Source organism: Xenorhabdus sp. PB30.3, from assembly GCF_963895965.1.
Classification (GTDB): Bacteria; Pseudomonadota; Gammaproteobacteria; order Enterobacterales; family Enterobacteriaceae; genus Xenorhabdus; species Xenorhabdus stockiae.
This window is the reverse complement of record NZ_CAWQMW010000114.1, coordinates 19051-41050: the sequence shown is the minus strand read 5'-3', so window position 1 is coordinate 41050 and position 22000 is coordinate 19051. Positions and strand designations below refer to the sequence as shown.

20 protein-coding genes are annotated in these 22000 nt (G+C 45.3%); 12 read left to right on the top strand and 8 right to left on the bottom strand.

The window, feature by feature from the left end; translation table 11 throughout:
- Positions 1-21: 21 nt before the first annotated feature.
- Positions 22-1026 carry an N-acetyl-gamma-glutamyl-phosphate reductase gene (argC, locus tag AACX38_RS07755; RefSeq protein ID WP_228863901.1) on the bottom strand — a complete coding sequence of 335 codons (1005 nt, stop codon included), beginning with the start codon at positions 1024-1026 and terminating at the stop codon, positions 22-24.
- 130 nt (positions 1027-1156) lie between these two features.
- On the opposite strand from argC, the gene argE reads away from it, so the two are divergent.
- Positions 1157-2314, top strand: coding sequence for an acetylornithine deacetylase (gene argE, locus AACX38_RS07750; RefSeq protein WP_228863900.1), 1158 nt, complete (start codon positions 1157-1159; stop codon positions 2312-2314).
- Between the two features lie 38 nt (positions 2315-2352).
- On the opposite strand, the gene AACX38_RS07745 is transcribed toward argE, so the two are convergent.
- Both AACX38_RS07745 and AACX38_RS07740 read right to left on the bottom strand, forming a co-directional pair.
- A complete protein-coding gene (locus AACX38_RS07745; RefSeq protein WP_099111260.1) occupies positions 2353-2652 on the bottom strand; it encodes a helix-turn-helix domain-containing protein in 300 nt (99 codons plus the stop codon).
- A 1-nt stretch (position 2653) separates the two neighbouring features.
- Positions 2654-3004, bottom strand: coding sequence for a type II toxin-antitoxin system RelE/ParE family toxin (locus tag AACX38_RS07740; protein WP_099111259.1), 351 nt, complete (start codon positions 3002-3004; stop codon positions 2654-2656).
- 334 nt (positions 3005-3338) lie between these two features.
- On the opposite strand from AACX38_RS07740, the gene metF reads away from it, so the two are divergent.
- The 3 genes from metF to AACX38_RS07725 all read left to right on the top strand — a co-directional run bounded on the left by metF (position 3339) and on the right by AACX38_RS07725 (position 5653).
- Positions 3339-4226 carry a methylenetetrahydrofolate reductase gene (gene metF / locus AACX38_RS07735; protein ID WP_228863899.1) on the top strand — a complete coding sequence of 296 codons (888 nt, stop codon included), beginning with the start codon at positions 3339-3341 and terminating at the stop codon, positions 4224-4226.
- Between the two features lie 299 nt (positions 4227-4525).
- Positions 4526-5101, top strand: a complete 576-nt coding sequence (locus tag AACX38_RS07730) for a hypothetical protein (protein WP_099120849.1) — start codon at positions 4526-4528, stop codon at positions 5099-5101.
- Positions 5102-5143: 42 nt separating this feature from the next.
- Positions 5144-5653 carry a hypothetical protein gene (locus tag AACX38_RS07725; protein WP_228863898.1) on the top strand — a complete coding sequence of 170 codons (510 nt, stop codon included), beginning with the start codon at positions 5144-5146 and terminating at the stop codon, positions 5651-5653.
- A 180-nt stretch (positions 5654-5833) separates the two neighbouring features.
- Here the strand turns inward: AACX38_RS07725 and AACX38_RS07720 are convergent, their stop codons facing one another.
- From AACX38_RS07720 to metB, 4 genes are all read right to left on the bottom strand, one after another.
- Positions 5834-6055, bottom strand: coding sequence for a hypothetical protein (locus AACX38_RS07720; RefSeq protein WP_228863897.1), 222 nt, complete (start codon positions 6053-6055; stop codon positions 5834-5836).
- Positions 6056-6079: 24 nt separating this feature from the next.
- A complete protein-coding gene (gene ppc, locus AACX38_RS07715) occupies positions 6080-8716 on the bottom strand; it encodes a phosphoenolpyruvate carboxylase (RefSeq protein WP_228863896.1) in 2637 nt (878 codons plus the stop codon).
- Between the two features lie 386 nt (positions 8717-9102).
- Positions 9103-11538 (bottom strand): bifunctional aspartate kinase/homoserine dehydrogenase II, encoded by a 2436-nt coding sequence (locus AACX38_RS07710; RefSeq protein WP_228863895.1) that lies wholly within the window; start codon positions 11536-11538, stop codon positions 9103-9105.
- 9 nt (positions 11539-11547) lie between these two features.
- A complete protein-coding gene (gene metB / locus AACX38_RS07705) occupies positions 11548-12744 on the bottom strand; it encodes a cystathionine gamma-synthase (protein WP_228863894.1) in 1197 nt (398 codons plus the stop codon).
- A 289-nt stretch (positions 12745-13033) separates the two neighbouring features.
- On the opposite strand from metB, the gene metJ reads away from it, so the two are divergent.
- A complete protein-coding gene (metJ, locus tag AACX38_RS07700) occupies positions 13034-13351 on the top strand; it encodes a met regulon transcriptional regulator MetJ (RefSeq protein WP_099111253.1) in 318 nt (105 codons plus the stop codon).
- A 137-nt stretch (positions 13352-13488) separates the two neighbouring features.
- Here the strand turns inward: metJ and rpmE are convergent, their stop codons facing one another.
- Positions 13489-13701: a 50S ribosomal protein L31 gene (gene rpmE, locus AACX38_RS07695; protein WP_099111252.1), complete on the bottom strand. Its 213-nt coding sequence runs from the start codon at positions 13699-13701 to the stop codon at positions 13489-13491.
- 207 nt (positions 13702-13908) lie between these two features.
- Here rpmE and priA point away from each other — a divergent pair, with 207 nt between their 5' ends.
- From priA to rraA, 7 genes are all read left to right on the top strand, one after another.
- The gene (gene priA, locus AACX38_RS07690) at positions 13909-16107 is read left to right on the top strand and encodes a primosomal protein N' (protein WP_228863893.1); all 2199 of its coding nucleotides are present in this window, start codon (positions 13909-13911) and stop codon (positions 16105-16107) included.
- Between the two features lie 290 nt (positions 16108-16397).
- Entirely contained in the window at positions 16398-17423 is a 1026-nt protein-coding gene (gene cytR / locus AACX38_RS07685; RefSeq protein WP_228863892.1) for a DNA-binding transcriptional regulator CytR, read from the top strand.
- Positions 17424-17496: 73 nt separating this feature from the next.
- Positions 17497-18324 carry a cell division protein FtsN gene (gene ftsN, locus AACX38_RS07680; RefSeq protein WP_099120861.1) on the top strand — a complete coding sequence of 276 codons (828 nt, stop codon included), beginning with the start codon at positions 17497-17499 and terminating at the stop codon, positions 18322-18324.
- 142 nt (positions 18325-18466) lie between these two features.
- Positions 18467-18997: an ATP-dependent protease subunit HslV gene (gene hslV, locus AACX38_RS07675; protein WP_099120862.1), complete on the top strand. Its 531-nt coding sequence runs from the start codon at positions 18467-18469 to the stop codon at positions 18995-18997.
- A gap of 11 nt (positions 18998-19008) precedes the next feature.
- The gene (hslU, locus tag AACX38_RS07670) at positions 19009-20340 is read left to right on the top strand and encodes an HslU--HslV peptidase ATPase subunit (RefSeq protein ID WP_099120864.1); all 1332 of its coding nucleotides are present in this window, start codon (positions 19009-19011) and stop codon (positions 20338-20340) included.
- Positions 20341-20450: 110 nt separating this feature from the next.
- The gene (locus AACX38_RS07665; RefSeq protein WP_228863891.1) at positions 20451-21371 is read left to right on the top strand and encodes a 1,4-dihydroxy-2-naphthoate polyprenyltransferase; all 921 of its coding nucleotides are present in this window, start codon (positions 20451-20453) and stop codon (positions 21369-21371) included.
- Positions 21372-21479: 108 nt separating this feature from the next.
- Positions 21480-21992, top strand: a complete 513-nt coding sequence (gene rraA, locus AACX38_RS07660) for a ribonuclease E activity regulator RraA (protein ID WP_099120866.1) — start codon at positions 21480-21482, stop codon at positions 21990-21992.
- Positions 21993-22000 lie beyond the last annotated feature (8 nt).

Sequence of the window (22000 nt, the reverse complement as noted above, 5' to 3'; positions counted from 1 at the left end):
CTGAATTCAAAACACACTAAATTAAAGTAACGCCTGAGTTTCTTCGAACCCGAAGCGAATATTCATACACTGTACTGCCTGCGCTGCTGCACCTTTCAGAAGATTATCCTCAGCCCCGACAATAATCAGATGCTGCCCTTGTACAGCAAAACCAATATCACAGAATGGCAACCCGACGACCCCTTTCAGGGCAGGAACACCTTTTTCATATAACCGAATAAGTGGCTTATCGTGATACGCCTGTTGATAGGTATGCCTGACTTGTTCTTCTGTGATACCAGCTTTCAGCTTGCAGGTAATCGTAGCTAAGATCCCTCGCGCAAAATTGCCCAAATGGGGGGTGAAAATCACATCTATCCCTAAATGTGTAGCAATTTCCGGCTGGTGGCGATGATTGAAAACACCGTAAGGCTGCAAACTGACTTCACAAAAATTGTTATTTATTGACGCCTTACGCCCGGCCCCACTCACACCACTGACAGCATTAATAACGGGCCACTGTCCTGTATCCAGCAAACCAGCTTCCAGCAGTGGTTTCAGCGAAAGCTGTGAAACCGTAGGGTAACAACCCGGCACTGCGATTAGCTGAGCTGTTTTAATTTTCTCCGCCTGCCATTCCGCCAGCCCATATACCGCCTGCTCAAGCCAATCGGTATTTTTATGCTCAAATCCATAGTATTCTGAATAAAAACGTGTATTTTGTAAGCGATAGGCACCAGATAAATCAAATACGATACAGCCTGCCTGTAGAAATTCCGGAGCAATGTCATGGCTGACTTCGTGTGCAGTAGCAAGGAAAACGATATCAATACCGCTTGCGGCTTCAGCCACATCAGTTAACGGCTGTAAAGGTAAATCAAGGGTTCCTTTATACTGTGGGTAAAGTTCTGACAAGCACTTTCCGGCATCAGAGCTTTGAGCAGAAACCATCAGACCCGCAAGATGTATATAAGGATGGCGTTGCAGACATGCTGCTAATTCCGCTCCGGTATAGCCACTGGCACCAACTATCAACGTATTAAGCATGGGATTTATTCACCTTGTATGAACCCAATGTATTGTATTAACCCAATGTAGTAACCCGATTACACAATTGAATTTATATTCAATTAAATTGCATTAATATTGATACTATCTTGAATAAGGGCTGTCAACAGTGAATATTAAATTACCAACGTTTATTGAATTATATCGCCAGCTTATCGCAGCACCCTCCATCAGTGCCGTAGATGAAGAGCTAGATCAAAGTAATGAATCGGTTATCTCTCTATTGGCTGACTGGCTGAAACAGATTGGTTTTGAAATTGAGGTTCAGCCTGTGCCGGAATCTCGCGGAAAATTTAATATGCTGGCAACGTTAGGGAGTGGCTCTGGAGGGTTACTTTTATGCGGTCATACAGACACTGTACCATTTGATGCCGGGCGCTGGACTCAGGATCCATTCACACTGACAGAGCGTAATGGCAAATTATACGGACTGGGAACTGCTGATATGAAAGGCTTCTTTGCCTTTATCATTGATGCAATACGAGATATTGATATTAGTAAGCTGTCTCACCCACTCTATATTCTGGCAACCGCAGATGAAGAAACCTCAATGGCTGGTGCCCGATATTTTGCCGCAAACGCAACTATCCGGCCTGATTTTGCCATTATTGGCGAACCGACATCACTACAGCCAATCCGCGCCCATAAAGGGCATGTTGCCCATGCTATCCGTATTGAAGGAAAATCCGGCCACTCCAGTGATCCGGCACGGGGTGTTAATGCGATTGATTTGATGCATGAATCCATCACTCAGCTGATGAAATTACGTCATACCTTGCAGGAGCGTTACCATAATCCGGCTTTCGCCATTCCCTATCCCACCATGAATTTTGGTCATATCCACGGTGGTGATGCAGCTAACCGGATCTGTGCCTGCTGTGAGCTGCATATGGATATTCGCCCGCTACCCGGCCTAACATTACAGGATTTGAATGAAGCACTGAATGAATCACTGGAACCCGTCAAGCAACGCTGGCCGGGACGCCTGAATGTGACAGAACTTCATCCCCCCATTCCCGGTTATGAGTGCCCGACCAATCACAAACTGGTCGGTGTCATCGAAAGACTATTAGGAACAAAAGCAGAAACCGTCAATTACTGTACGGAAGCCCCTTTTATTCAGCAACTCTGCCCGACAATAGTTCTGGGACCGGGCTCCATTGAGCAGGCCCATCAACCTGATGAATATATAGAAGTGTCGATGATTGAGCCGACAAGGAAACTGATCGCCCAGATTGTGGAGCATTTTTGTTTGGGTGTGGATTAAAGCTCATTTTTCGGAGTGGGACCACGGTCCCACTTATTTTAAATGGAAAAATTCATTGAATCGCCATTAGGTAATTTAACACCAAGGGTCATTTCTCCCCCCATAGACTCAATGTACTTTTTGAGTGTGGAAATTTTTAATTCATTTCCCCGTTGCTCGATTGCAGCAACTGATGACTGTGCAATACCTAAATTTTTTGCGACCTGAGTTTGTGAAAGCTCTAACGTTTCACGAATTTGATATAGTTGTGTTTCAAGCAACAACTCCGCTGCTTTTTCTTTAATTCTCTCTTGGCTCTCGGGACTGCGTTTTTCCATTAGTTCTTTTAACGTAGCCATATCATCTCTCCAGATTTTCTAGATGAATTCTGAATTGTTCATCCGCAATTCTAATCATCTCTTTATAGAACAATCGTTGATTCTGCCCTTCTTTGTTACCTGCACAAAGAATAATTGCCTGACGTTTTGGATCAAATGCAAAAAAAGCACGAATTGGAACTCCATTATGTTGGATCCGTAATTCTTTCATGTTCGGATAACAGGAACCATTCAATGTATCAACCAATGGTCGGCCCAGTACTGGCCCTTTGAGCGCTAACACATGCATTACTGCCAAAACACTTTCTTGTAATTCATCTGGTTGCACATTAAACCACTGGTCAAACAGTTCTGTTGTTATTAACTCCCACACATTTTACTCCCTCTATACAGTTATAATTTTCCAAGTGAATCATAGACTGTAGGCTATAAACGCAGAATAGATTATAGTCTATAAAACACAACCTATCTTGTACAAAAATTATCCCGGTTTCGTTAATAACACATTTTTCATAGCACTTTTTCCCAACATGAATTTCTTTCCTGATCACACTGAATATTCCTCACTGGAAATAAGCCATTTCCTAATTGACTAAAAATCCCGCTTCGCTCATTCTATTTGGACATCTAAACGGATAGACATATAAACACTTAAGCATCTAAATATAATCGGAGAAAAACTCCGTTCGTTCACGAGGGTACAGGGTATGAGTTTCTTTCACGCTAATCATCAAGAGGCACTAAATCAGAATCTGGCTGAACTTGAAGGTCAAATTCGTGTTTCCTTCGAATTTTTTCCCCCCCAAACGGCTGAAATGGAACAGACCCTGTGGAAGTCCATTGACCGTCTAAGCAAACTCAAGCCTAAGTTTGTTTCCGTGACTTATGGAGCCAATTCTGGTGAGCGTGATCGTACTCATAGCATCATTAAGGGGATCAAAGACAGAACAGGCCTTGAAGCTGCACCGCATCTAACCTGTATTGATGCCAACCGTGAAGAATTGTGTAACATCGCCCACGATTACTGGAGTAGCGGGATTCGTCATATTGTGGCCTTGCGCGGCGATTTACCAAATGGCAGCAGTAAACCTGAAATGTACGGCGCTGATTTGGTTGCACTATTAAAAAAAGAGGCTGATTTTGATATTTCCGTAGCGGCTTATCCGGAAGTCCATCCCGAAGCAAAAAGTGCGCAATCTGACCTGATTAACCTAAAAAGAAAAATTGATGCCGGTGCCAATCGCGCTATTACTCAATTCTTTTTTGATGTGGAAAGTTATCTTCGCTTTCGTGATCGCTGTGTTTCAACAGGAATTGATGTAGAAATCGTGCCGGGAATTTTACCTGTCTCTAACTTCCGTCAGCTACAGCGGTTTGCGACTATGACTAATGTTCGTATCCCAAGCTGGATGACCAGAATGTTTGAAGGATTGGATGATGATCCTGAAAGCCGCAGCTTAGTGGGCGCTTCAATAGCAATGGATATGGTGAAAATTCTGAGCCGCGAAGGAGTGAAAGATTTCCATTTTTATACTCTGAACCGAGCGGAATTGAGTTATGCAATCTGCCATACATTAGGGGTTCGCCCTTGTTGATTCGTTCACAAAAGCCGGACAAAACTTTAATCTCCGGCTTTATGAGTTTTCATACTCAGTAATAATATACTCTCTCCTACTTCCCTCAAGTTATAAAGACAACGCCAAAATTACATCTAAATATATTCTGCAATATTTATACTTTAGTGTACTTTATCAACTCTCTATTGAAGTAGATGTCGTTATTCACTAAATAAAACCTCATTCAACACGATATCATATCTACCTTTTATCACTAAAAACTCTAATTTATTATAAATAGTTAGTAAGAATCATGTCTAAAAGGAATAACTACAGGTATGAAAACAAGATATCAGTTTCGCTTTAATCTTACCAACCAAGAGCAGGAACAGCTAGCGAAGTACACTAAACCCAGTAAAAGAGAAGCAATACAAAAAGGTTATAAGCTATTAGGTATTCTAGGAAATATAGCAAAAATCACATTCATGATAATTATGTTAGATAGTGTGTTACTTCTGATGATGTTAGCCAGTGGAAAAATACCTGTATCTCAGATAGATATGATCTTAGTATGGGCAGACATTATCGCAATTGTTTTGCTTTTCTCATTATTTTCTATCCGTGATTCATTAACCAACTATTTTATAAAAAAAAATGCAGTATACGAATCGACTTCACCTGATACTTTATATGTACTCAAAGCTAATCGCTATTTTGTTTATATTTATCATTGCAATATTGAAGTGCGCGTTTTTTGGCCTGACATAGATGATATTTACCGCAAGAAAAACAATGTCTATATACGCAGCAAAGTATTTCATGATATATGCTTCCCTGCAAAAATATTTTTGAACAAGCAAGAATCAAAAGAATTTTATACTTTCGCTCTACACCAGATGGCTAAATACGATTAGATTACTTCCTACCACATAGCAACATCATTTAAAGGATATAAAATGAAAAGACCATTCAGTATTTGGGTCATGTTAGTTCTTCTTCTCATCATGTCATTAGATCATCTTGTTGGAATACTTACCCTACTTATTCCTTTTTCTCAGATCATAGCTAAATACGGACTATTATCTGATGAAGCTCGTACCATTCTGGTGTATTTCTTGATCAGAGTAATTATTTTGGTCGTGCTATCTTATGGGTTTTGGATGACGGTATCACCAAAGAAAAATGCAAAAAAATTCCTTATATTCGCATGGATAATATTAATGCTCGTCTTTATATTTAGAAATTATGAAGCATTCGCTGGTACTAATGACAAATATTTGAAGTATGAAAATCCGGCTGAACAGGGTGGTGCTATGATTGCCTTTATGATTCAGTTTATTCTTTATCTTGGCGTCCTATGTAATCTGATTTTCTCAAAGACGGTAGCCAACTACCTTAAAGTAAAAGCCGGTAAGGCAAGTACTCAGAAAATCGATACAGGTAATGAAGTAATAAACAAATCATAAAATTCTTCTAAAAATTAACTAAATAAAATGGCAACCGCAATAAAAATGACTTTAATTAAATATTGCGGTTGCTTTTGATAAACCAAAACAGAAATCCAACAATAATAACCATACTATACACTTCGTCTTTCAAGTTGCCTCTTTGTTGGCTGCACTCGTTCCCCCCAGTCACATAGTTATCTATGCTCCTGGGGATTCACTCCCTTGCCGCCGCGATGCATCTTGAAATCCATTGTGTATAACAATATTCAGGATATACCACCCAGCCTCCATACCCACTGACAGAGAAGCAAGCATATTAGACAGATAGATAATAAGCGAATTAGCTCCCTGTAATTTATGTTTGAATGGACTACCGATACGATAAGCAAAACCGGACAGTTTCCCATCCGGTTTCACCATTTTTCTCATCAAGAAAACGAAATACTAACCTGTATTGCGCATCCCCGCCGCAACTCCTGCTATTGTTACCATCAGCGCCAGCTCTACGCGAGGATCAGGCTGTTCCTGCTGGCGGGAACGTTGTAATAGCTCTGCCTGTAAAACATTCAGCGGGTCTGTATAAACATTACGTAATGCGATGGATTCCGCTATCCACGGTAGATCCGCCATCAGTTGCCCATCACGTGAAACGGCCAGAACAGTCTCGATATCGGCTAAAAGTTGATTACGCAGTTTCGTACCCAGCGGCCACAGTTTTTTATCAACCAAACGTTGGTCATAATATTCCGCCAACCATAAATCAGCTTTGGCAAAAACCATCTCCAGCATAGCGATACGCGTCGTAAAAAATGGCCAGTCACGAGACATTTCCGACAAAGTATCCTGCTGATCAGCCTCTATCACATGCTGTAATGCAGCACCTGCCCCCAGCCATGCCGGAAGCATCAGGCGGTTTTGCGTCCATGCAAAAATCCACGGAATGGCGCGCAGGCTTTCTACTCCACCTGTCGGACGACGTTTGGCAGGGCGCGAGCCTAACGGTAATTTCGCCAGCTCCTGTTCAGGAGTTGCCGAACGGAAATAAGGTACAAATTCCGGCTGCTCACGGACGTAATCACGATACATATCACAGGAAATATCGGAAAGCGTATCCATGATCTGCTTCCATTCAGGTTTCGGCTCTGGCGGTGGCAATAAGTTCGCCTCCAGAATGGCGCTGGCGTACATTGCCAGACTACTGATCGTCACCTGTGGCAAACCGAACTTGAAGCGGATCATTTCTCCCTGCTCTGTTACACGCAACCCTCCTTTCAGGCTGCCCGGCGGCTGAGAAAGTAATGCCGAATGTGCCGGAGCACCACCACGCCCGATTGTTCCTCCCCGGCCGTGAAACAGTGTCAGTTTCACACCTTCTTTTTCACACACTCTGATCAGTGCATCCTGAGCACGATACTGTGCCCACGATGCTGCCATCACGCCCGCATCTTTTGCCGAATCAGAATAGCCAATCATGACCATTTGTTTATCCTGAATCAGTTCACGATACCATTCGATATGGAGCAATTGCTGGATCACGCTTTCCGCGTTATTCAGGTCATCAAGCGTTTCAAATAATGGGGCTACAGGTAATGACAATGAACAATCCGCAGCTTTCAGCAGTAATTTCACTGCCAGTACATCTGAAGGGACTTTCGCCATGGAAATCACATAGGCGGCAATCGCATCCGGTGGCGATTCTGCAATGACTTTACAGGTTTCCAATACTTCCTGAGTTTCTGCACTTGGCTGCCAGTGACGGGGAATTAATGGACGCTTCGAATTCAGTTCACGTAACAAAAAGGCCTGTTTCTCTGTTTCTGACCAGCTCGCATAATCGCCCATTTCCAGATATTGGGTCAGCTCGGCGATAGCATCAGTATGACGGGTACTTTCCTGACGAATATCAATGCGAACCAGTGACAGACCGAAACAACGGATACGACGCAGAATATCCAGCAACTGACCATCGGCGATAATTTCCATACCGCAGGATTTCAGGGACTGATAACAGGCATAGAGCGGCTGCCATAATTGATCGTTATGCAGCAATAAATCTGTGGGAGGGATAACCTGTTCACCTTTCAGGCGTTTTTCCAGATATGCCAGCGTATTATTTAATTGAGTACGCAGCTGTTTAGCAATTTCACGATAAGGCTCGATAACCTCATCTCCTCCTGCCAGCTGACGTAGCTCTGGCGTGCATTCCGACATCGAAAGCTCGGATACCAGAACCTGAATATCCTTCAGAAACAAGTCAGCGGCTTTCCAGCGGCTAAGTAACAGCACATGGCGGGTAACTTCTGCGGTGACGTTAGGATTTCCATCCCGATCGCCACCCATCCAGGAAGTAAAACGGATTGGCACCGCTTCCACCGGTAAGCTGTAACCGATAGATTCTTCTAATTGCTCATTGAATTCACGCAAAAACGCAGGAACACCTTCCCACAGGCTATTTTCCACTACCGCAAAACCCCATTTGGCTTCATCAATCGGGGTAGGGCGGATCTTGCGGATTTCATCGGTATGCCAGGACTGAGCAACCAACTGGCGTAAACGACGCATGATATTGTTATGCTCGTAATCAGCCAAATCATCATGATCCAGCTGTGCCAGACAGGTATTCACTTCAACCAGTTTATGGATCAGAGTGCGACGGGCAATTTCTGTCGGATGCGCGGTCAGCACCAGTTCAATGGAAAGTTCATTGACCGCCTGAACCAAATCATCATTATTGAAGTTTTTACTTTTCAGCCGTTCAAAGAGTGCTGCTAATGCAACCGGGTTACTGGCTGCTTCACCATGCGGTGAGATGCTGTGATATTGTTCAGCAGCATTGGCCAGATTAAGAAACTGGTTAAACGCTCTGGCAACCGGCAGTAATTCATCATTAGATAAATTTTGCAGTGTCGATAACAGTTGCTGGCGATCAGCGTCGTTTCCGGCACGGGATGATTTGGATAACTTCCTTATCGTTTCAACTTTATCAAGAATGTCCTTTCCCTGAGCCTCTTTGATCGTGTTTCCCAGTATCTTACCAAGCATACTGACATTACTTCGCATTGCGGAATATTGTTGATTCATGTGAGTCCTGACCTTGTGTTGCTGTATGCATGTTTACCCTTCGCCTTTCAAGCTGCCTCTTTGTTGGCTGCGCTCATTCACCCCGGTCACATAGTTATCTATGCTCCCGGGGATGACTTCCCTTGCCGCCGCGATGCAACTTGAAATCCATTGGGTATATTTAATCTACTATTCATATCAGAAAACAAACAAATTGGGCGGATTTTATGAAATTTTGCTCAAAACTTTCTTTAATCTGAGTCAGACTATTGGCTTTGAAAATTCCCAACAATGAAGGAAAAACAACGAACTTTGGCTGGTAAATGGGGGCTACTTGAGCCTGCTCCAATCAAAAATAAAAGATGGAACAGGCATAAATCAAATATTCTGATAGAAAGTGCGGATTACTATAAAAGTTGCGATAAACGATTCAAATCTGACTGAATCGCACCGGCCGTGACATCACGCCCTGCGCCCGGGCCACGAATGACCAGAGGGTTATCACGATACCAGCGGCTTTCTATGGCGAACACATTATCCCCCGGTAATAACGAAGCTAAAGGATGCTCTGAACGCACCGCTTCCACTCCTACTTTAGCCTTACCTTTGGCATCAAAGCGCGCCACATAACGCAGTACCATGCCCATTTCACGCGCAGCGTCCAGCCGTTTCTGCATTTGCTCATTAATCGCAGAGCTGTTTTCAAAAAACTCGTCAATCGAGCCAACGCTGGCTTCTGGTGGTACAAGTGATTCTATCCGCACCTGATCCGGCTCAATCTCATAGCCAGCCTCACGAGCCAGAATCACTAGCTTACGCATCACATCCTGACCTGAAAGATCAATGCGGGGATCAGGCTCTGTTAGCCCTTGTTGCCATGCCTGTTCCACCAGATCGCTGAAAGGAACTGTGCCATCAAACTGGAGGAACAGCCACGATAATGTACCAGAGAAAATCCCACTGATAGACAGGATCGTATCGCCGCTTTCCCGCAAGTCCCTGACAGAATAGTTAATGGGTAACCCTGCACCAACAGTTGCGTTATATAACCAGTGACGGCCTGTTTTTGTAAAAGCATCCCGTATCATGCGATAAGTATTACTGTCGGAGGCACCGGCAGCCTTATTAGCGCTAATCACATGGAAACCATAACTGGCAAAATCGATGTAGTTACCCGCCAACTCTTCACTCGCCGTCACATCAAGTACGACCAAATCATCATAAGGGTGTGCCCGCATCCACAAAAACAGTTCATCATCTGCATGAGTGGTGGCCTCATCATTGAAGAATGCTAATGCCCGGCTTGCATCAATCCCCTGATAATTCAGCAGGCTTCGGCGACTATCAACAATGCCTGCCAGAATGAATTCAAAATCACTGCGCGCCGAGATATTTTTCTGTTCACGCGCAAACAGCTCCAGCCAGCGTGAACCAATATTACCTTTTCCAAACAGAACCAAACCGATCTGTTTTTCTGCCCGGAACAAACTCTGATGTAGTCCCTGAATCAGATGAGATGTCTGACCCAAGCGCAGTACAGCAACCAGACTGATATCATCTTCAGCATGCCAGATAAACTCAACCGGCTGGTCTTTGAGCTGCTGATAAAAACGGTGGCTATGCAACGGATTTTTACATACTCCTGCCCCGACCAACGCCACCAGCGAAAACCCTTCACGCAAGGAAAGTTTTCCCGGCAAAGAGGCATCCTGTAATACATCAAGGGCACTGTTAACTATTTCAGAGGTATAACAAAGCTGAATCAAATTGCAGTCAGTATGCAGCCCCGTCGCCAACGGCCTGATTTGGGCGCGCTTCAGCAATGAGTCGATATCTTTATAGGTTTGCTTAAAATCGAGGGCCGAAAAAAGGTGTAACTCAATCAGGCAGACATCATCATGGCTGGTTACAATCTTTGCTCCCATCCCGGATGCCAGAACCCGCTCAATACGGGTAGAACCCTGTTCAGGCTGGTAACTGCAACGTAATTGCAAATCGATATCACTGAGCGAAACAGGCTGTAATGTTCGGGTATGAAGTACAGGAGCAGCCAGACGCGCCAGTTCACTGGCTTCATCCAGACGCAATAATGGCAATAGGCACGCATCGCTGACTTTACGTGGATCGGCACTGTAAACCCCGGCCACATCACTCCAGATTGTCACTTTTTTGGCACCCGCTAATGCCCCAACCTGTGTAGCAGAATAATCACTGCCATTGCGCCCTAATAGTACGGTTTCTCCTTTATGGTTACTGGATATAAAACCTGTCACCACCAGACGCTTATCAGAATTCTCAACTAATAACTGGCTCAATAAAGGCTGGGATAAGATAACATCAACCTGCGGCTGGGCCGCCCGTTCAGCACGCAGGAACTGACGCGCATCCAGCCATGCGCTGGAAATACCCTGAGATTCAAGCACGGCGGCCATCAGACGGGCAGACCATATTTCGCCATGACCAACAACTTCAGCGTAGGTAATATCACTCACCGGTTTATCCAGTAATGCGCTCAGCCTTTCCAAATCAGCAATAAAATCTGCGATCAATGTTTCGGCGGCAGCTTCTGGCAACAATCCCCTGATTAATTCCTGCTGATAACGCCGTAAGGCCTGCTGAACCTGATGTGCTGAAATACGATCATTCTGGCTTAATTTCAGCCAGTCAATCAGCTGGTTCGTCGTACTCCCCGCCGCCGATACCACCATCAAATCACCCGGCTGGCTGTAGTTCGCCATAATATCCGCAACCCGCTTATAACATTTCACGTCTGCAAGGCTGCTACCGCCAAATTTATGTAACTGGCGGCCAGATTCCGCCCCCGCTATTGCCAGTTCAACCATAATGAATGCTTACCTCGTTGCCGCTGCCTGAAATGCACTATCCAGATCAGCAATTAAATCCTGACTATCTTCTATTCCCACCGAGATACGAAGAAGTGAATCCGTAATTCCCGCCTGTTTCCTTGCTTCTGCCGACATACCAGCATGTGTCATCGTTGCGGTATGAGAAATCAATGATTCCACACCACCCAGCGATTCGGCCAGCGTAAATAATTTTAACGCAGATAAAAAGCGACGCATTGTTTGTTCATCACCTGCAAGCTCAAAACTCAGCATCGCACCAAATCCGGCCTGCTGCCGGAGTGCTATTTCATGGCCCGGATGATCTTTCAGCCCCGGATAATAGAGTTTTTTCACCTGTGGCTGTTGTTGCAGATATTCCGCAATGGCAGCCGCATTATTTTGCTGTAGAAGTACCCGGGCTGATAATGTACGAATTCCCCGCAACAGCAGATAACTGTCGAAAGCCCCGCCTGTTACGCCGATATTATTCGCCCACCATGCCAAATCCTCGGCAATGGCGGGATCTTTAGCAATCACGGCACCAGCAATCACATCAGAGTGCCCATTCAGATATTTTGTACAGGAATGAACAACCAAATCTGCGCCCAAATCCAGTGGTTTCTGTAAGACGGGACTCAGAAATGTGTTATCGACTACCGTTAATACACCGGCTTCACGAGCCAGTTCACAGATGTACCGGATATCTACGATCCGCAGCAACGGATTACTGGGTGTCTCAATCAATACCAGTTTGGGCTTTTGGGCAAGAGCCTGCTTCAGTGCTGCATCATCCGACTGATCCACAAAAATAACATTGTAGGCTCCACGGCGGCTTAAACTGTCAAACAGACGATAACTCCCGCCATAGCAATCATGGGGAGCCACCAGCAAATCGCCCGGCTGTAAGAATACCGTGCATAACAAGTGAATCGCTGACATCCCGCTGCTGGTCATCACAGACCCTGCACCACCTTCCAGTTCAGTCAGAACCTGCTGGACAACATCACGCCCCGGGTTACCGCGCCGGGAATAGTCATGCGCTCTGGGTTCATTAAATCCCGTGAAATTATACGTACTGGAAAGATAGACGGGAGGAACAACACAGCCATATTGTTCGTCAACATTGATACCACTTTGAACTGCAGCCGTTGCTTGTTTACAACCCGCGATTTGTTTACACCCCACTACTTGCTTAAACCCCATAGCTCTACCCATTATTGTATTTTAGGAGTGACAGAAGAATAACCTCCAGAAATATAGACGTCAATACATCTAGACATCCAAAAAGATTTGAGCTTTAATAATACAATCCGTCTATTACCCCTGTTTTGATGTCAGATTAGGGCATATTTTCTGAAATCCTTAACCGTAGCGATATAGTCGATAGGGGAAATATGCTAAAATGCGGAATTATCGACACGAACATAGTTCAGAAATAATTTCTTTTATTTCTGATTTCAATTGCTTGATTTAAAACTATTTAAGGTATCTCATGGCTGAGTGGAATGGTGAGTATGTCAGCCCTTATGCTGAACATGGCAAAAAAAGTGAACAAGTCAAAAAGATTACGGTTTCAATTCCATTAAAGGTATTGAAGATACTGACTGATGAACGCACCCGCCGTCAGGTAAATAATCTGCGTCATGCAACAAATAGCGAATTACTGTGTGAAGCATTTCTCCATGCATTCACCGGACAGCCTTTGCCTGACGACGACGATTTACGCAAAGAGCGTCATGATGAAATTCCTGAAGCAGCCAAAGAGATAATGCGTGAGTGTGGGATTGATCCCGATACTTGGGAATATTGATATCTCTTTTATCTCAAGTCGTTGTTTATATGCTGTACTGCGACTTGAAATCAATCAGATGCAGGCAGTTAAAATTGCATTCGTTTAAAACAAAAACGCCCGGTATATACACCGGGCGTTTTTGTTGGCAGTAAGAATTACTTCTTAGCACCTGGAACGCTGAAACGTTTGTTAAAGCGATCAACACGACCACCAGTCGCAACGTCACGCTGCTTACCAGTGTAGAACGGGTGGCATGCACCACAAACGTCCAAGTTCACATCGTGACCGGTAGATTTGATTTTGATAACGTTACCGCAAGAACAGGATGCAGTAATTTCTTCGTATTTAGGATGAATACCTTGTCTCATGGGGAAAACCTCTGTTAAGGCCGTGTCGCTATCCGGCCTTATTGCCGCCAGACACCACACGTCGTGTTGATTAAAATAAGTTTGGTAATTTTTATACCAAAGGCGGCGGATCATACAGAATATCGTTTTATCGCGCAATGAAATCTGCTGAGTTGCTATGATACTCTTTGTTTATATGTTTGCCATTAATCATCCGGAAATCACTTTATGACAGTTGTTCAGGTTGCGTTACCTGTCCCTTTGGCCCGTTCTTTTGATTACCTGTTACCCGAAGGATTGCCCGTTCCTGCCTCTGGAATACGGGTGCGAGTGCCTTTTGGCAAACGCAGTGCAATTGGTGTTGTCACCGGGATCACCGACAACAGTGAATTCGCTCCTGAACAACTGAAATCAATTACTGAACTTCTTGATGAAACTACCCTTTTCCCTGACGATCTCTGGCAATTACTCCAATGGTCCGCCCGCTATTATCACTACCCGCTCGGGGAAGTTCTTTTTCATGCTATGCCTGTTTTGCTGCGGCAGGGCAAACCAGCAGAATTTTCCCCGCTCTGGCAATGGCAAATAACAGAAACCGGCCAACAAGTGCCACCAGAACAACTTAAACGCTCAGCTAAACAACAACAGGCATTAGCCAAACTTCGCCAGCAATCCGTTTATCGCCATCAGGTTTCTGAATTAGAAATCAGCGAAAGTGCACTACAGGCACTGAAAAAAAAGGGGTTCATTGATTTGCATCCGGTACAGCCGGAAGCGGAGAACTGGCGGGAACATTTTCAGGTTATCGGCGAACGGCTGAAACTCAACACCGAACAGGCCACCGCAGTTGGTGCGATTCGCGCAGAAGATAAAACTTTCGCTCCCTGGTTACTTGCTGGTATCACGGGTTCAGGTAAAACCGAAGTTTATCTGAGTGTACTGGAAAATATTCTGGAGCAGGGAAAACAGGCGCTGATTCTGGTTCCTGAAATTGGTTTAACACCTCAGACTATTCGCCGATTCAGAGAACGTTTCAATGCACCTGTCGATGTTCTGCATTCGGCTTTAAATGACAGCGAAAGGTTATCCGTATGGTTAAGAGCCAGACGGGGAGAAAATGCGATTGTTATCGGCACCCGCTCTGCACTGTTTACACCTTTTGCCCACTTAGGTGTCATCATTATTGATGAAGAACATGACAGCTCCTATAAACAACAGGAAGGCTGGCGTTATCACGCCCGTGATCTGGCGGTATTCCGGGCCAAAAAAGAGAGCATTCCCATTATTCTGGGAACCGCCACACCTGCACTGGAAACACTGCACAATGTACAGCAGGGTAAATATCGGCAACTCACTTTGACAAAACGGGCAGGTCACGCCAAACCAGCTACTCAACACCTGCTTGATATGAAAGGGTTACCGCTGACTGTCGGTCTATCTCAGCCATTGATTAACCGCATGAAAGAACATTTAAACGCCGATAATCAGGTTATTCTGTTCCTGAACCGGCGTGGTTATTCGCCTGCCCTGCTCTGCCATGAATGTGGCTGGATAGCAGAATGTCAGCGTTGTGATCACTATTACACCCTTCATCAGAATCATCGCCATCTGCGCTGTCATCACTGTGACAGCCAACGGCCTATCCCACGCCAATGCCCACAATGTGGGACAACAAATCTCATCCCGGTAGGGCTGGGAACGGAGCAACTTGAGGACGGTATCAGCCAATTATTTCCCGATATTCCGGTTACCCGTATCGATAGAGATACCACCAGCCGCAAAGGGGCTTTAGAGCAACAACTGGCTGACGTTCATCAGGGAGGAGCCCGCATTCTAATCGGAACCCAAATGCTGGCAAAAGGCCACCATTTCCCTGATGTCACACTCGTCGCTTTACTGGATGTGGATGGTGCCCTGTTTTCTGCCGATTTTCGTGCCGCTGAGCGCTTTGCTCAACTATATACTCAGGTTTCCGGCCGGGCAGGACGCGCTGGCAAACAGGGAGAAGTCGTCCTTCAGACTCACCATCCCGACCATCCGCTTTTGCAGGTATTGCTGGAAAAAGGCTATGACGCATTTGCCCGGCAAGCAATAGAAGAGCGCCAGCAGGTTCTTCTGCCGCCTTTTGTCAGCCATATCATGCTGCGATCAGAAGATCACGATAATCAGCAGTCTCCTGCTTTTTTACAGCAAATGCGCCAACTACTCGAACAACACCCCCTGTATAATGACCAGCTATGGATTATGGGCCCTGTTCCCGCCTTACAGGCCAAACGCAGTGGTCGTTATCGCTGGCAATTACTGGTGCAACATCCTTCGCGTATTTATCTCCAGAAAATGATGACTGAGGTCTATCCGGGCATTACAGCATTGCCTCTGGCACGTAAGGTAAAATGGAATATTGATGTCGATCCGACTGAAGGCTAATAAAAATTCAAAACTAAGCAGAACCCCATGAAAAACAGTGAAACTTATTTCCTTAATTTGCGAAGCAGCTCTAAGAAATGATGCGTATCACATTTTTTATGCAAACAAAGTAACGGCTTGAACTGTTAATCTGTTTAAAATGGATTTATTAATATGCCTGTAGAAAACGAATCCGCCAGCGTTTCCCCACAGAAATGGCTGGCGTTTTTTTACTTTCGTTTTTTGACGTTAACTTTTTTAACTTTGCGGATAGCAATCGTTTCACTGCCTGTAGAAAGCGAGGAGTGGCTATGGAAAAAAAGAATTGTGCATTGGCGACAATGAAAGATGTAGCCAAAGTAGCGGGTGTTTCTACCGCAACTGTATCAAGAACGCTAATGAATCCTGATAAAGTTTCTGCGCACACCCGCCAAAAAGTAGAAAATGCAGTACTGGAAGTGGGTTACTATCCCCATAATCTCGCGAAAAATTTAAGGCGGAATGAATCCAGAGCAATTCTGGTCATTGTTCCTAATATCTGCGACCCTTTCTTCAATGAAATTATCCGTGGCATTGAAGAAGCCGCAGCACAACATGGTTATCTGGTTCTGATTGGTGACTGTAAACACCAGCAACAACAGGAACATGCCTTTATTAATCTGCTTATTACCAAGCGTATTGATGGCATGATACTGCTCGGCTCAAACATTCCATTCGATGTTTCCAAAGAAGAACAGAAAAATATGCCCCCTATGGTGATGGCCAATGAATTTGCGCCTGAGCTGGAACTTCCAACCGTCCATATTGATAACCTGACCTCTGCTTTCAATGCCACGCACCACCTGCAAGCACTGGGCCATAAGCGCATCGCCTGTATCACTGGCCCAGAATCAATGCCCCTGTGCCAATACCGGCTTCAGGGTTACATTCAGGCATTACGCCGTGCCAGTCTGCCTATCCGGGATGAATACATTATCAGAGGCGATTTTACTCACGAAAGTGGCGCTGAATTAGCGGAAAAGCTGCTCACTCTAACAAATCCACCCAGTGCTATTTTCTGCCATAGCGATGTCATGGCAATCGGGGCAATGTGGCAAGCTAAAAAAATGGGGTTAAAATTACCAGAAGATCTTTCCATTATTGGTTTTGATAATATCAGCACAGCGCAATATAGCGATCCCCCACTGACAACAGTGGCACAGCCATGTTATGAAATTGGGCATAACTCAATGCTTTTGCTGCTGGAACAGCTTCAGGGCCGTATGGTTTCGAAAGGTTCACGATTACTGGATGCTGAACTTCTTATTCGAGGAAGTACTTGTTCGCCTAAAAGCTAGGCAAAGAAAGACATGTTCAGTAACATTAGGTATCTATTCCTTAATTTTTTTATAACTCAGCGAATTAAATACAGTGGCACAACGAGATTATGTGGGTCGCGGGCATTCTAATCCCCGCAAGAAAGGTTCTGGTAAGAAAAAAAATCAGGCTAAAGGGCTGCCTAAAACACTATTAGTCATTGCTGTAGCTCTGGTCGTCACATTTATTGGCGGGCTTTATTTCATCGTACACACTAAACACGAAAGTGAAAAAAATATACCGCCAGTTGCTCACCAGCCTAAAGGCCATAGTCTGCCACCAAAACCAGAAGAACGCTGGAGCTATATTAAGGAGCTGGAAAACCGGCCTGTGGGCCTGCCATCAATTCAGGATCCATCGCTAACAACCGGCCAGCCAAACAACCGGCCAGCGGAACTGACCCCAGAGCAGCGCCAGTTACTTGAACAGATGCAGGCCGACATGCGCCAGACGCCTGTCCAATTGGCTGAAGTCCCCTATAACAGTGAGCCAGTACCCCGCTCACGTGTGATTATCAATCCACCGTCACAACAGCCGCCTTCAGAATACGCACCACAGCAAAATAAGCCGTCAGTGCCACTACAGTCGCCTCAGGCTCAGGTTCCTCAATCACAAGCATCCAATGAAACCAATAAGCCCAAGACAGAGACGAATGGTTCCCGAATAATGTTACAATGCGGTTCGTTCCGTACGATGGAACAGGCGGAATCTGTCCGTGCCAACCTTGCGCTGGCAGGTATTGAGAGTAAGATCACAACCAAGGACAGTTGGAATCGGGTGGTATTAGGGCCGTATAAAAACAGAGAAAGTGCAGAAAAAATGCACAGACGTGTGACTAATACAGGTATTCCCAGCTGTATTCTCCGCCCTGCCGGGGGTTGAAAAACCAAAAAGTTCCCCCCATCTTGATTTCTAATAACGTGCGCACGCTGCTTTTGATAAACAATTGTGGCTTACAGCCAAGGTGTTGGTAAGCAAAAGTGTCGTGTGTACCATCTTCTATTTTGTAACCAGGGGCTAACTCGTGACTACAATCGTAAGTGTTCGCCGTAATGGCCAGGTCGTCATCGGTGGTGATGGACAAGCAACAATGGGCCATACCGTTATGAAAGGCAATGTCCGTAAGGTACGCCGCCTTTATAATGACAAGGTTATCGCGGGTTTTGCCGGCGGTACCGCTGATGCCTTCACCCTGTTCGAACTGTTTGAACGTAAACTGGAAATGCATCAGGGCCACCTGACCAAAGCTGCTGTTGAACTTGCAAAAGATTGGCGGACAGACAGAATGCTCCGTAAGCTGGAAGCCCTGCTTGCTGTTGCAGATGAAAATGCATCTCTGATTATTACAGGTAATGGTGACGTGATTCAGCCAGAAAATGATCTCATCGCTATTGGCTCCGGTGGCTCATATGCACAGGCAGCTGCGCGCGCAATGCTGGAAACCACTGAACTCAGTGCCCGGGAAATCGCAGAACGCGCCCTGACTATCGCTGGCGATATCTGTATCTACACCAACCAAAATCATAACTTCGAAGAACTGCCTTCAAAAGCGTAAGGATAGATAGCATGTCTGAAATGACTCCTCGCGAAATTGTCAGCGAACTTGACAACCATATCATCGGTCAGGATAAAGCAAAGCGTGCTGTTGCCATCGCTCTGCGTAACCGCTGGCGTCGTATGCAGTTGGATGAATCACTGCGTTATGAAGTGACCCCGAAAAATATTCTGATGATTGGCCCAACTGGTGTAGGTAAAACCGAAATCGCCCGTCGTCTGGCTAAACTGGCCAATGCGCCTTTTATCAAAGTTGAAGCAACAAAATTCACTGAAGTGGGTTATGTCGGTAAGGAAGTTGATTCCATCATCCGCGATCTGACTGATGCGGCAGTAAAAATGGTGCGCCTGCAATCCATTGAGAAAAACCGCTATCGCGCTGAAGAACTGGCAGAAGAACGTATTCTGGATGTTCTGTTACCACCAGCGAAAAATAACTGGGGACAAGCTGAAGAGCAACCAGAACAATCCTCTACCCGTCAGGCATTCCGCAAGAAACTGCGTGAAGGTCAGCTGGATGAGAAAGAGATCGAAATCGAAGTGGCAGCTGCCCCGGTTGGTGTTGAGATCATGGCTCCTCCGGGCATGGAAGAAATGACCAACCAGTTGCAGTCTATGTTCCAGAACCTGTCTGGTCAGCGTCAAAAAAGCCGTAAGATGAAGATCAAAGACGCATTCAAGCTGCTGGTGGAAGAAGAAGCTGCGAAGCTGGTGAACCCTGAAGAACTGAAACAGCAGGCAATTGATGCCGTTGAACAGCACGGTATCGTCTTTATTGATGAAATCGATAAAATTTGTAAACGCGGTCAAACCTCCGGCCCGGATGTTTCCCGTGAAGGTGTCCAGCGTGACCTGCTGCCACTGGTTGAAGGCTGTACTGTTTCCACCAAACATGGCATGGTAAAAACTGACCATATTCTGTTCATCGCTTCTGGCGCATTTCAGGTTTCCAGCCCTTCCGATTTGATCCCGGAACTACAGGGTCGTCTGCCTATTCGCGTAGAACTGGAAGCATTGACTACTGAAGATTTTGAACGCATCCTGACTGAACCAAATGCTTCACTGACAGAACAGTACAAGGCATTAATGGCAACAGAAGGCATGCACATTGAATTTACCGCTGATGGTATTCGCAAAATCGCAGAAGCAGCATGGCAGGTTAATGAAACAACCGAAAATATTGGTGCCCGCCGTCTGCATACTGTTCTTGAGCGCATGATGGAAGATATCTCTTTCGACGCCAGCGAATCTCAGGGTCAGTCAGTTGAAATCAACGCTGACTACGTCAAATCACACTTAGACGAACTGGTCGCTGATGAAGATCTGAGTCGATTCATCCTGTAATTGATCTGGATCCTGCTTAGTAACAGTAAAAATGGAATGGGAGGCTTGCCTCCCATTTCTCTATTCTGCTTAAATCAAAATTTATCACATATGACATATTTGATGACAATATGAACTCAACAACGACAAGCAGTCAAATGCAGGCATGGCTGGAAAGTTTGCGTCCGAAAACCCTCCCGCTGGCGATAGCGGCAATTATGACAGGTTCAGCCCTTGCTTCATGGACCGGTCATTTTAGCTGGCCTGTGGCATTACTAGCCTTCCTGACAGCCTCCCTGCTGCAAATTCTGTCTAACCTTGCTAATGATTATGGCGACGTCGCCAAAGGCAGTGATACCGAAAAGCGTATCGGCCCAATGCGGGGTATGCAGAAGGGGCTGATTACAGCCCAACAAATGAAAATCGCGTTAAAAATTACCGTGCTGCTCTCCTGTTTGTCAGGCATTGCGCTTATCGCCGCAGCCTGTCATAGCCTTGGCGATATTATCGGTTTTCTGGGATTAGGTTTACTGGCAATTATTGCAGCCATTACTTATACCGTTGGTGCCAAACCTTATGGCTATATGGGGCTGGGTGATCTTTCTGTCCTGATTTTCTTTGGCTGGCTCAGTGTTCTTGGCACGTATTATTTACAGGCCCATACTTTTTCTTTAAGTACCGTTCTGCCAGCAACTGCCTGCGGTTTACTCTCCGTAGCTGTACTGAATATTAATAACCTGCGGGATATCGAGACAGATAGCCAAAATGGCAAAAATACACTGGCAGTCAGGCTCGGTGGCAAAAAAGCACGCTATTATCATGCTGCTCTGCTTACGGGGGCTATGTCCTGCTTTATCGCCTTTACACTTCTGTACCTGAACAACAACGGGTATAGCTGGTTATTTCTGCTGGCTTTCCCCATGCTATTGAAGCATGTACTACAGGTACTGCGCGATCCAACAGCCGAAGGTATGCGTCCTCAATTAGTACAGATGGTCAAAGTGGCACTCCTGACCAATATCCTGTTTTCGATTGGGCTGATACTTAATTAAGCGAGTACATATCAATTTTATCCTCACGTTTTAAGATTGATGATTTTGCCAACGCTAGTCTTAAAAGGATATACTGTCCGTTCCTTGCATAAACCAGACGTAAATCCCATGAAATATGATACTTCCGAACTTTGTGATACCTATCAAGAAGATGTGAATGTGGTAGAACCATTATTTTCCAACTTTGGTGGGCGTACTTCATTTGGTGGTCAAATCATCACGGTGAAATGTTTTGAAGACAACGGACTGCTCTATGACTTGCTGGAAGAGCCGGGACGCGGGCGCATTTTACTGGTTGATGGTGGCGGATCGGTACGCAAGGCTCTGCTTGATGCCGAGCTGGCCCAGCTTGCTGTCAATAACGAATGGGAAGGTATTGTCATTTATGGCGCTGTGCGTCAGGTAGATTACCTTGCTGAATTTGATATTGGTATTCAGGCGATGGCAGCAATCCCTGCTGGCTCCAGCAGTGAAGGCATCGGGGACAGCGATATCAGAGTGAATTTTGGCGGAGTGACTTTCTTTTCCGGTGATTATCTTTATGCAGACAACACTGGAATGATTTTGTCAGAAGTTCCGCTGGAAATAGATGGGGATGAAGATAGTGATGAAGTGTCATAACTCATAGC